At 52.6% G+C, this 12460-nt stretch carries 8 protein-coding genes; 2 read left to right on the top strand and 6 right to left on the bottom strand.

The window, feature by feature from the left end:
• Nucleotides 1-54: 54 nt before the first annotated feature.
• Nucleotides 55-3711 carry an exodeoxyribonuclease V subunit beta gene (recB, locus tag ACTHUT_RS01105; protein WP_440386247.1) on the top strand — a complete coding sequence of 1219 codons (3657 nt, stop codon included), beginning with the start codon at nt 55-57 and terminating at the stop codon, nt 3709-3711.
• A gap of 59 nt (nt 3712-3770) precedes the next feature.
• Here recB and ACTHUT_RS01100 read toward each other — a convergent pair whose 3' ends face one another.
• The 3 genes from ACTHUT_RS01100 to ACTHUT_RS01090 form a co-directional block, all read right to left on the bottom strand.
• Entirely contained in the window at nt 3771-4502 is a 732-nt protein-coding gene (locus tag ACTHUT_RS01100; RefSeq protein WP_440386246.1) for a phosphoadenylyl-sulfate reductase, read from the bottom strand.
• Between the two features lie 115 nt (nt 4503-4617).
• Nucleotides 4618-5676: a DNA polymerase IV gene (gene dinB / locus ACTHUT_RS01095; protein WP_440386245.1), complete on the bottom strand. Its 1059-nt coding sequence runs from the start codon at nt 5674-5676 to the stop codon at nt 4618-4620.
• A 77-nt stretch (nt 5677-5753) separates the two neighbouring features.
• The gene (locus ACTHUT_RS01090) at nt 5754-6797 is read right to left on the bottom strand and encodes a sulfate ABC transporter substrate-binding protein (RefSeq protein ID WP_440386422.1); all 1044 of its coding nucleotides are present in this window, start codon (nt 6795-6797) and stop codon (nt 5754-5756) included.
• Between the two features lie 252 nt (nt 6798-7049).
• Between ACTHUT_RS01090 and ACTHUT_RS01085 the strand changes: the two genes are divergently transcribed.
• Complete coding sequence (locus tag ACTHUT_RS01085; RefSeq protein WP_314058518.1) at nt 7050-7883, top strand: DUF4198 domain-containing protein; 834 nt, start codon at nt 7050-7052, stop codon at nt 7881-7883.
• Nucleotides 7884-7926: 43 nt separating this feature from the next.
• On the opposite strand, the gene ACTHUT_RS01080 is transcribed toward ACTHUT_RS01085, so the two are convergent.
• From ACTHUT_RS01080 to panC, 3 genes are all read right to left on the bottom strand, one after another.
• A complete protein-coding gene (locus ACTHUT_RS01080; protein ID WP_440386244.1) occupies nt 7927-8778 on the bottom strand; it encodes a DUF5672 family protein in 852 nt (283 codons plus the stop codon).
• 37 nt (nt 8779-8815) lie between these two features.
• Nucleotides 8816-11416, bottom strand: a complete 2601-nt coding sequence (gene mutS, locus ACTHUT_RS01075; RefSeq protein WP_440386243.1) for a DNA mismatch repair protein MutS — start codon at nt 11414-11416, stop codon at nt 8816-8818.
• Nucleotides 11417-11504: 88 nt separating this feature from the next.
• A complete protein-coding gene (gene panC / locus ACTHUT_RS01070; protein ID WP_440386242.1) occupies nt 11505-12341 on the bottom strand; it encodes a pantoate--beta-alanine ligase in 837 nt (278 codons plus the stop codon).
• Nucleotides 12342-12460 lie beyond the last annotated feature (119 nt).

Raw genomic sequence — 12460 nt, 5'->3', positions numbered from 1 at the left:
CCACACACTATCTCTGTTATGATAATGCCTCGCTAATATTATTCCGTTCCAACCATGTCTTCCGCCCTTCCTTTTGACGCGCTCACCCTTTCCATCGACGGCACCAACCTCATCGAAGCCTCCGCCGGTACAGGTAAAACCTACGGCATTGCCGCGCTCTTTACCCGACTGATTGTTTTAGAAAAAAAAGACATCGAGAAAATTCTGGTCGTTACCTTTACCAAAGCGGCGACGGCAGAACTGAAAACCCGTTTGCGCGCGCGTTTGGACGAAGTATTGCAGGTTTTAAACGAAATCCAAACCCTGGGCGGCAAGCCGGAACATATTTCAGACGGCCTGAATAAATATTACGAAAAAGAGAAGAAATCCTCCGATGACTTTCTCAATCGCTTGATTCCTTTGGCTTTAGGCGAGCAAGACGGTCAGGAAAGCTGCTATCGCCTGATTCTCCGCCTCAAAGCCGCGCTGAGCCAGTTTGACAACGCCTCGATTTACACCATCCACGGCTTCTGTCAGCGCGTCTTGCGCGATTACGCGTTTTTGTGCGGCGCGCCTTTGGATGTCGAGCTGTCGGACGACTCGCGCGAGAGGCTGCTGATTCCAGCGCAGGATTTTTGGCGGCAGAAAGTGGCAACCGATACCACATTGGCACAATTGGTTTTTGACCGGAAATGCACGCCCGAAGAAATGCTTGCCGAAATCAAAAGCTATACCGGCCGCCCCTATCTGAAATTCAGACGGCCTGAAGGTGATTTGCAAGAAGCCCAAGCCAACCTTCAAGAAACATGGCAAAAAATTTGCGCTCAGTTGGAAGACTTGGAAAAAGCGTTTTGGGCAATCTTTCCCAAACTTAACGGCCAAACCTACAGAAGAAATACCTTTGAAAATGTTTTTGTCGATTTAAAAACAAATGCCGAATCCAACCGTCTGCCCCGCCTGAGCAAACAAACGCTGGAAAAATTAAGCCTCTTCAGTATCGACACGCTCAACAGCAAACTGAAAAAAGAATATAAAGCCGATGCCGATGCGGCGGAAATTATTCAGCTGCAAGCCTTGGCTAATCTCAATCGTGATTTGCAGGCAATGAAAAGCGCGGAAGAAGCGGTCTTCATCTGCCTGCAACTCGACCTCCTTTCCTACATCAATCAGTCCATTGCCGAACAAAAAAAATCACGCCGCGAGCGCGTGTTTGATGATTTGCTGCTGGACGTCCATCAGGCATTGACCACCAATGAACACGGCAACGCGTTGGCAAAAGCGGCGGCGGCAAACTGGGAAATCGCGCTGATTGACGAATTCCAAGATACCGACCCGTTGCAATACGAAATTTTCCGCCAAATTTTTATCGAGCAAGGCTGCCCGCTGTTTCTCGTCGGCGACCCCAAGCAGGCGATTTACAGCTTTCGCGGTGCGGACATTTACGCCTATCTGCAAGCCGCTCAAGATGCGGACAGGCATTACACCCTCGCCGTCAACTACCGCAGCCATGCCAAGCTGATCAACGGCATCAGCGCCTTGTTCAAACAAAAAAAACATCCCTTCGTGTTGGAAAACATCGATTACAGCGAGGTCTCCGCCAGCCGCGCCGAAAGCCGGCTGTCGCCACACCACCCTGCTATCCAAGTGCGCTGGCTCAATACGGACGACCAAACCGGCAAAGAGATTTTGCGCAGCCGAGCCGCCGAATATTGCGCCGATGAAATTGCCTTTGCGCTCAATGAAGCGGCCGAAGGCCGTCTGAATTTCAAAGGTCGCGCATTGGAATCCGGCGATATTGCCGTCTTGGTGCGCACCAACAACGAAGCGGCGATGATTGCCGGAAAACTGAAACAGCGCCGTATCCAAAGCGTGTTGCTGTCGCGCCAGTCTGTTTTCGATTCCGCCGAGGCAGACTCGCTGTCCGCGCTGATCGGCTTTTGGCTCAACCCAAGGCAAACCGACTGGCTGCGCTTTGTCTTGACCGGCGTTTTGTTCGGCTATACCGCCAAAGAGATATACGAACTCAACCACAACGAACATCAGCTGCTGAAATGGCTGGAGTCGTCTGCCGAAGCCATGGAAAAATGGCGGAAAGGCGGCATTTTTGCCGCCGTGCAGCAGTTTGCCGCCCGACATGACATCGAAACGCGCCTGCTCAAGGGCGGCAACGAACGCAGCCTGACCAATTACTACCAAATTTTGGAGCTTTTGGCCGAAGAAGACAGCCAAAGCCGCAACCCTGCCGCCCTGCATAAATGGTTAAACGAGCAAATCAGCCGTGCGCGCAGCGGCCATTTCCCGTCAGATGCGCAAACCATCCGTCTTGAAAGCGACGAAAAACTGGTCAAAATCGTTACCATGCACGCGTCGAAAGGTTTGCAATATCCTTTGGTTTACTGCCCCTTCGCGTGGGATACCAAAGACAATTCCAAAGAAAACTGGAAAATCCTGCATACGGACAACCACGAAACCGAACTGCTGGCGAAATCGCAAACCTCGGAAGCAGAACTAAGCCACCTTGCCGACGAAAAGACGGCGGAAGATTTACGCCTGCTTTATGTCGCCCTTACCCGCGCCGAAGAACAGCTCAACATCTACGCCGCCGCCAACAAAAACTGTACGCCGAACAATCCTTTTGCCTATCTGCTTGAAGGTTTGCCAGAGGCCGGCCGCGAAAGCGTCAGCCAAAGCTATCAAAGCACGACAGATGTTGTAGAAATGCTCAAAACCAACTGGCAACGCTTTATCAAAAACGCGCCGGAAAATACGGAATTCACCTTCACGGAAGAAGCCCCGCCGGAAACCGTCTACCAATACAGCCGCCAGCAAGACCAAGCCTTGAGCGCACAGAGCATTAAACACCGCAATTTTGACTTTATCCGCCACACCAGCTTTACCGGTTTGAGCAGGCATACTAAGTCAACCGACGAACAACACGAGCCTTTGCAACCTGCCATCGACCCGGCAGAAAGCGCAGACCGTGCCATGCCGTCTGAAAACCTGCCGTCCCCGCTTTCAGACGGCCTCGATATCCACCATTTTCCCCGCGGCACCAATGCCGGCGTATGTTTGCATGAAATGCTGGAAAAACTCGACTTCGCCGCCTCTGCCGAGAGCCAATCCGAAATGATTGCCGAAGTTTTGCAACGCCACAGCTTTGAAGACAAATGGCTGCCGACGGTAAGCGCCATGCTCGACACCTGCCGCCTGACTCCTTTAATCAACGAGAGCCTGTCGCAGATTCCGCCGAGCCGACGCCTGCCCGAAATGGGGTTCACCCTGTACATGGACGATTTCAAACTGGACGACTTACGCCGTTGGTTTGCCTCAAGCGAAGCAAACCTGCCGCCCGAATGCGTCCAAGCCGCGCAACTGCTTGATTTCCATGATTTACAAGGCTATTTGAACGGCTTTATCGATATAGTTTGCCAAGATTCAGACGGCCATGTCGTTTTAATCGACTACAAATCCAACCATTTGGGCAACGATGCAAGCGCGTATACGCAACAGGCGATGAATGAAGCCGTGGCGCATCATCACTACTACCTGCAAGCCCTGATCTACGCCGTTGCCATTGCGCGCTACTATGCCCTGCGCGGCAAACCCTTGCCCAAAATCGCCATCCGCTACCTCTTCCTGCGCGGCATGGACGGCTCGGATCAAGGCATCTGGAAATGGGACATCGATACTGCCCTGCTTTCCACTTTCGTTGAGCGAAAAACAAATTCTTGATAAATCATTTTGTTAAGCCGTCAAAAAGGCCGTCTGAAACGTTTTCAGACGGCCTTTGATTATTTGTGCAAACCGCATTCCTTACTGTCTTTGCTTTCCCACCACCATCGTCCGGCGCGGATATTTTCGCCCAGCTTGACCGGGCGTGTGCAGGGTTCGCACCCGATGCTGGGATAGCCTTGATGATACAGCGCATTGAGCGGAACTTGGTGCTCGTGCGCATATGCCCAAACGTCCTGCTCTTCCCAATCGAAAATAGGATTGAATTTGGCGATGTTGCGGCCTGTATCCCGCTCTTCAAAATTCAATTCGCTGCGCGTTTCAGACTGGCTGCGGCGTTGTCCGGTCAGCCAGGCAGGCGCGTTGTGCAAAGCGCGGTTGAGCGGTTCGATTTTGCGGATATGGCAGCAACGGCGGCGCAACTCGACGCTGTCGTACATGGCGGTCGTGCCAAATTCCGCTTCAAATTCATCGGCGGTTTGCCGGTTGGGATAAAACACTTCCAATTCGGTTTGATAACGCGCATTGGTTTCGGCAATCAGCGCGGCGGTCTCGGGATTGAGTTTGCCCGTATTGAGCGTAATGATGCGGATAGGCAGTTTCAGACGGCACACGGCATCGGTAATGACCATATCTTCAACCGCAAGGCTGGATGCGAACACGGCTTGCGGATAGCGCGCGGCAATGTCTTGCAAACGGCGCTCCAAAGCAGCCGCCAACTCAGGCAGGCGGCGGCGTTCGGCATCATTGGTTTCGGGGATTTTCCAAAATTGAGGACGGAATAAAGACATGGCTGGTTGTTCCTAATAATTTTCAGACGGCCTGTTGAAACGGCTGCCGATATGGTTATGGAACGATATTGTCCTGCGCCCTATCTTCAAACGGAAAGAATGCTTTTCTATTTCTTTATAACCAAAGCGTCTGCTGCTGGTTTTTCGGCAGTAAATGACTCACGCCGATGCCGATCAGGCGGAAGGCGTCTTCGCGTTGCGGCGGTATGCGTTGCAGCAAAGTATGCGCCGCCTGAAGCAGCGAGGCACTGTCGGGCAGGACGGAAGAATACGTCAGCGAACGCGTAATAATGCGGAAATCGTGGGTTTTAAGCTTGAGGGTAACGCCTTTGGCTTCAACGTTTTTGCGCTCAATCTGCCGCCAAAGGTCTTCGGCAAGGTGCGGCAAATGGCTTGAAGCCTGCGCCAAAGATAAATCTTCGGGCAAAGTGATTTCGGTTGAGATTTGCAGGCGTTCGCGTTCGGCTTTGATAGGCCGCTCGTCGATACCGCGTGCCAAATCATAAAGGCGGTAGCCGTAGCGGCCGAAATGGTTTAAAAGCTCGCCGCGCTCAAAACGGCGCAAATCGCCGGCAGTCTGCATACCGAGGGCGTTCATTTTTTTCAGCGTAACTTTGCCGACACCGGGAATCTTACCCAACGGCAAGCTCTCCAAAAACGCCATGATTTTGGGCGGCGGCAATACAAACTGCCCGTTCGGCTTGCGCCAGTCGGACGCGATTTTGGCCAAAAACTTATTGGGCGCGATGCCTGCAGAGGCCGTCAAACCGGTTTCTTCAAAAATTTCGGCGCGAATGCGTTTGGCCACCTCGCTGGCGTACGGGATATTTTTAAAATTTCGGGTAACATCCAAATAGGCTTCGTCCAAAGACAAAGGCTCGATCAAATCGGTATAACGCCGAAACACGGCATGAATCTGCGCCGACACCTTGCGGTACAAATCGAAATGCGGCGGTACAAACACTGCCTGCGGACACAGCCTTTTTGCCGTCGCCACCGACATGGCCGAGTGCAAACCGAATTTGCGCGCTTCATAAGACGCGGCACAAATGACCGACCGAGTACCGTCCCACGCCACAACGACGGGCAGCCCTTTCAAGTGCGGCTGCTCGCGCAGTTCTACCGAAGCGTAGAATGCGTCCATATCGATATGGATGATTTTGCGTTGGGACATGGGAAAAGGTGGATAAGGGAAAGGCTTATTGTAACAAAAGGCCGTCTGAAATTTCAGACGGCCTCCATGTTCACACCTTATTTTTTACCGGAAAGCTGATCAAACAATCCGCCGTCGGCAAAGAATTTTTTCATGATGTCCGACCAAGCGCCGAACTTCTCATTCGGATTGAAGGTTTCAATATCGGGGAAATCGGCTTTGTGTTTGGCCAACACTTCGGCATTGCGCGGACGCAGATAAAGATTGGCGGCCAATTCTTGAGCCGGTTCGCTCCAGAGGTTTTTCAGGTAGGCTTCGGCAGCGGCGCGCGTGCCTTTTTTATCGACCACGCTGTCCACGACTGCAACCGGTGCTTCTGAAATAATAGTATAGCTCGGATAGACGATTTCAAATTGGTCTTGAGTCAGTTTTTTGCTGACGTAGTTGGCCTCATTTTCAAAGGTAACCAAAACATCGCCGATATGGCGTTGGCTGAAGGTCGTCGTTGCCGCGCGGCCACCGTTTTCAAATACAGGCGTGTTTTTCAGCAATGCGGCCACAAAATCTTTGGTTTTGCCTTCATCGCCATTATTCACTTTTAAACCATAACCGTACGCGCCCAAAAAGGCGTAGCGGCCGTTGCCGGTGGTTTTCGGGTTGGCCAAAACGATTTGCACGCCGTCTTTGGCCAAATCGCCCCAGTCTTGGATGTGTTTTGGATTGCCTTTGCGTACCAAGAAAACGACGTTGCTAGTATAAGGCACGGCATTATCCGGCAGGCGCGTGTTCCAATCTGCTTTGACCAAACCTTTTTTCACCAAAAGCTCGATATCGGAAGTCTGGTTCATGGTCACCACATCAGCGGCCAAACCGTTGGCCACGGCCAAAGCCTGCTTGCTGGAGCCACCGTGCGACTGTTGGATTTCAACCGTTGCACCGCCGTTTTTCGCAGCATATTCTTTGACAAACAAAGGATTGTATTCTTTATAAAAATCTCGTGCGACATCATAAGAGACGTTCAACAGCTTCACATTACCGGCCTTGCCTGCGGAAGCGGCATTGTCGGCAGATTGTTCGTTTTTGGGAGAGCAGGCACTCAACGCCAGCGCGGCGGTCAATGCGGCAAAAGAAAGGGTACGGATATTCATGGTCGGCTCCTATTAAAAGTATGGCGATACTTTATCGGGATCGGAAGCAAACGGGAAATAATGTTTGCTTTTGGGTTTATCAGTTTTGGTTATATAAACCGAGGCCGTCTGAAATCAAAAAATAATTATTTATAACTATAAAATCTAAACCATATTATTTACAAAGTTAATAAAAAAGAGTACTGTTCGTATTCGCCGAATCATTAGGCGTTTTGTTCAATAATAGAAAGATGGAGTGTAGAAACGATGAAACAATGGATGCTTTTAGGATTGCTGGGATTGGGTGCAGTGGCGCAGGCGCACGATGTTTGGGTGGCCGCTCCGGCACATCAGCCTGCCGGTAAAATCCTGCATGCGGATTTGGGTTACAGCCATGACTTCCCAAATGTCGAAAAAATCGCCGACGACCGCGTGCATATTTTCAAACCGCTGCAATTGACCGACAGCTCAAAGAAAACCGTTGATTTGGTGAATAAGGGCGAAAACTATCAATACGTTTCCAAAGCCGCCCTGCCCGCAGGCTCCTACTGGGTCAGCGCGACCTACCAACCGACTTTCTGGTCGAAAAACCAAGACGGCTGGAAACAGCAAACCTTGAAACAGCTGGCCGGTGCCACCTATTGCGAACAATCGCAAATGTTCGGCAAGAGTTTTGTCCAAGTGGGCAACGGCACAGTCGATGAAGCGGTATTGACCCGCCCTATCGGCCAAGAGCTGGAACTGGTTCCGCTGAAAAATCCGAACGCAGTCAAAGCCGGCGGTATTTTGCCGGTCAAAGTCCTGTACAAAGGCGAGCCTTTGGTTAAAGCCACTGTTACCGCCAGCTCCGACACTTTGGCCGAAATGGACTTGGAATCAACTCATGACCACCGCGAGCCTCAAGGCTTCTCCGGCAAAACCGATAAAAACGGCGTGGTCAATGTGATTACGCTGATTGACGGTTTGTGGAAAATCAAAGTGGTGAACGAGACCGATTACAGCGATAAAAGCGTATGTCAGAAAGACAATACTTACGCGACGCTGATTGTACCTGTCGGTACCAAACGCGCGGCCGCACGCCATGCCCACCATCATCATTAACAGCCATTAAAAAAGGCCGTCTGAACTTTCAGACGGCCTTTATTTATTCTAATTCATAACCCAAATTTCTAAAAAAACGGGATAATGTTTCCAATTTATCCTCATTCAATTGGGCAAAACGGACACGGTTGCAGCCGGTCAAGACTACATTGCCCATCCAGTGCGCCCCAAAGACGTGCTCTAAAGGGACATTCCTCATTCGATTGATAAACGGTACTTCTGAAGAAAATTGTGTCGCAATATTCGGAGGCGCGAATTTCAGCCCCAAGTCCTGCAATCTATAACGGTGTTGCGCCGTCAAAAACATATCCTCGTGGTGCAGCCGCACCAGCCATTCCATACCGGCAATTTTTCCGTCTTTCGGCGGCAAAGGCGGCCGGATTTCTACATTTAAGCCCAGTTGCCTCGGCATGGTTAAAAGCCGCTTGCTGCGCAGGCTGAAACCGCCGTTCTGCGGCTCGTCCAAATTCGGGGAAGTCTGAATCAGATGCTGTTTGGCCAAATATTGGTCGGTCCCCTTCAGGAAAAACTGCCCGTCGGCTTCGGTTTCCAACAAAATCGGCAAAGGTGCGCCGATGTAGTCATATTCCCGATAGGCGTCCTGCCAGTTTTGACCGTTCAACACCCAGCCGTCATTTTGAACAATCAAACAATAATCGGTTTCGATGTAATACATCAGTTGGTACAAAACAAACAGATTGTATTCTAAATAACCGAATGGCCGGCAAGGCTGATGTCGGATATTTTCCGGCAAACCTTGCGGACGGCTCGGGCTGATCAGCAATCCACGGCTTCCGGGCAATTCGGCGCAACTGCGGGCAACGGCGTACATCGTGCCCTCGGTATAAGAATCTGCGCCGGTAATACCCACCACGGTAATGTCAGCAAAACTCATTATATGTTTCCCCTATGTTAGACGGCCTTTGCCTTGTTTACGACACCTTGTTGCAGATATCTTTCAAACGATACAAGGCATCCAAAGCTTCGCGCGGCGTAAGGTTGTCGGGCTGGATTTGCGCCAAAGCTTCGGCCAACTCATTGGTCTGCAAATTATCAATAGGTTCAACTTCTTGTGCTTTCCCTTCCTCATCTTCCCTATTTTCAGACGGCATGGCGCTGAAAATATCCAACTGCGGACGATTGGCGGCAGCTTGGGCTTCGAGTTCGTCCAGATGTTTTTGGGCGGCTTTGAGGGCGCGGTTGGGCAGGCCTGCGAGTTTGGCGACGGCGATACCGTAGCTTTTGCTGGCAGGGCCGGGTTCGATGTGGTGGAGGAAGACGATGTCTTGGCCTTGTTCGAGTGCGGAAAGGTGCATATTGACTGCCGTTGCGTGGGCTTCAGGCAGGCGGGTCAGCTCGAAATAGTGGGTGGCGAAGAGGCTGAAGGATTTGTTTTTTTGCAGCAGGTGTTCGGCGATGGCGTGCGCGAGGGCGAGGCCGTCGAAGGTGGAGGTGCCGCGTCCGACTTCGTCCATGAGGACGAGGGATTGGTCGGTGGCGTGGTGGAGGATGTAGGCGGTTTCGCTCATTTCGACCATGAAGGTGGAGCGGTTGGAGGCGAGGTCGTCGGAGGCGCCGATGCGGGTGAAGATTTGGTCGATGGGTCCGATTTGGGCAGCATCGGCAGGAACAAAGCTGCCGGTGTGCGCCATGAGGACGATGTGGGCAACTTGGCGCATGTAGGTGGATTTGCCGCCCATGTTGGGGCCGGTCAGGAGCATGAGGCGGTGTTTGTGGTCGAGGCGGGTGTGGTTGGCGGTGAAGTGGCGCACTTGTTGCTCGACGACGGGATGGCGGCCGTTTTCGATATGGATGACGGGGTAGTCGGCGAACTCGGGGCAGACGAAGCCGCGTTCGGCGGCGGTGGCGGCGAAGGTGGAGAGTACGTCGAGGGCGGCGGCGGCTTTGGCGGCTTTTTGAAGCTGCGGCAAGGCCGTCTGAACTTCTTTCAACAGGGCTTCAAACAGGCGTTTTTCCAATGCCAATGCCTGCTCTTGCGCGGTCAGGACTTTATCTTCAAAGGTTTTGAGTTCGGGGGTGATGAAGCGTTCGGCGTTTTTCAGGGTCTGGCGGCGTTGGTAATCGGCAGGCGCTTGTTCGGCTTGGACTTTGGATAGCTCGATGTAGAAGCCGTGAACGCGGTTGAACTCGACTTTAAGGGTGGAGAGGCCGGTACGTTCGCGTTCGCGCGCTTCAAGCTCGAGCAGGAATTCGTCGCCATGGTTTTGGATGTGGCGCAACTCGTCCAGTTCTGCCGAATAACCTTGGTTGATGACGCCGCCGTCTTTGAGCCAGACGGCAGGTTCGGGCATCACGGCGGCTTTGAGGGTTTCGGCGACGGGTAGGGTTTCGGGGAAAACAGCTTTGAGGGTTTCTAAGAGACTACTGCCCTCGGCGGACAATTCGATTTCATTCAGGGCAAACAGGCTGTCGCGCAGGGCGGCGAGGTCGCGCGGGCGGGCGTTGCCGACGGCAATGCGGGCGGCGATGCGTTCGATGTCCGCGATGTTTTTCAGACGGCCTTGCAGGGTTTCGTATTGCGAACCCAACGCAGCAACGGCTTCTTGGCGGGCGCGGATGTGGGCACGGCTGCGTAAGGGGTGGTGCAGCCAGAGTGCCAAGAGGCGGCTGCCCATGTGGGTGGCGCAGCCGTCGAGTATGGAAAACAGGGTCGGCGATTTTTTGCCGGAGAGGGTTTGCGTGATTTCGAGATTGCGGCGCGTGGCAGCGTCCATGCCGATATATTGGCTGTCGGTTTCGAGCGAAATGCCGTCTAAGTGTTGCGGCATCAGGTTTTGCGTCAGGCGGATGTAGTTCAACAGCGCGCCCGCCGCGCCGACGGCGGCTTCGTGTTCTTTGCCGTCCAAACCGAAGCCGTGCAGGTCTTGGCAGCCGAAGTATTCGGTCAACAATTTCGCGCCCGCATCGGCGGCAAACTGCCATGAGTTCAGGCGCGTGATGTTGGCAGAGGTTGCCTGAAAACCGTCAGGCAGGTTTTTGCCTTCGGGCAACAGGATTTCCGCCGCCTGCAAACGCGCCAGCTCGTCGGCAAGTTTGTCTGCCGTCGTCAGCTTGGTTTTGAATTCGCCGCTTTGCAAAGAAGCCCATGCGATGGCAACGTTTTTCTTGTCTGCGTTCACCGCCACAATGCGGTTGGTTTCCTTATCTTCCAAAAACGCCGCGTCGGTCAGCGTGCCGGGCGTTACGATGCGCACGACTTTGCGCTCCACCGGCCCTTTGCCCGCACCGACTTCGCCCACCTGCTCGCATACTGCCACACTTTTGCCCATCTTCACCAGTCGCGCCAGATACTGCTCCGCCGCGTGAAACGGCACGCCCGCCATCTTAATCGGCACGCCGTCCATCTGCCCGCGCGTGGTCAGGGTAATGTCCAACAGCTTTGCCGCCTCCACTGCGTCATCCAAAAACAACTCGTAAAAATCGCCCATGCGGTAAAACACCAGCTTGTCGGCGTGCTGCGATTTGATGGCGAGATACTGCTGCATCATCGGGGAAACAGTGGGTTTGGACATGGAAAAGCCTTAGAAACGCAAAAGCGTTATTGTAACAAAAGGCCGTCTGAAAAACAGGTTTCAGACGGCCTTTAACAGCAGCTTGGTTTTAAACCAAAGCCACTTCCAAATTATCAATCAGGCGCGTGGTACCCAAACGGGCGGCGGCAAGCACCACCAATTCTTTATCGCCAACATGAGCCACTGCCAAGCTGTGTGCATGGCGGATTTCAACGTAATCAACCACCCAGCCGGCATCGGTCAAACGGCGGATACATTCGGCTTCAAGCTGGGCGTAATCCAGATTGCCGTTTTTCAGGACGGCGGCAATGTTTTGCAACTCTTGATAGAGGCGTGGCGCTTCTGCGCGTTCTGCTTCGCTCAAATATTGGTTGCGGCTGGAAAGTGCCAGGCCGTCTGAAGCGCGGCCGGTGTCGACGGGGACGATTTCGATATTGAAGTTCAAGTCTTCGACAAAGCCTTTGATAATCGCCAGCTGCTGATAGTCTTTTTTGCCGAAACAGGCAGTATCGGGTTGAACAATGTTGAACAACTTGGTCACAACGGTCGCCACGCCGCGGAAATGGCCCGGGCGGAATTTGCCGCACAATTCGTTTTGCAGGTGCGGAGGCTCGACATTGAAACGCTGTTCCACATTCGGATACAGCTCTTTTTCATCAGGCGCGAACACGACGGCAACGCCCTCGCCTGCCAATTTGTCGGCATCTTGCTGCAAAGTGCGCGGATATTTGTCGAAATCTTCGCCTTGTCCGAATTGCAGGCGGTTGACAAAAATACTGACCACAACGTTATCTGCACGTTTTTTTGCTTCGCGCACCAGCGCAAGATGGCCTTCGTGCAGATTGCCCATGGTCGGCACAAATGCCACTTTTCCGGCAGTTTTGCGCCACTCGCGCAATTCTTTAATCGTATGAATAATTTGCATGGTTTGAAAAATCCTTTATCTTTTCCGCCGTTTCATCAACGGAAATCACGCGCCGATTATACGCTTTTATTCATCAAAAAGGCCGTCTGAAATAAGTTTCAGACGGCCTGGTTTTTATT

It is taken from the genome of Neisseria sp. P0022.S010 (genome assembly GCF_051956635.1).
This window is presented reverse-complemented; position numbering and strand designations above follow the sequence as displayed.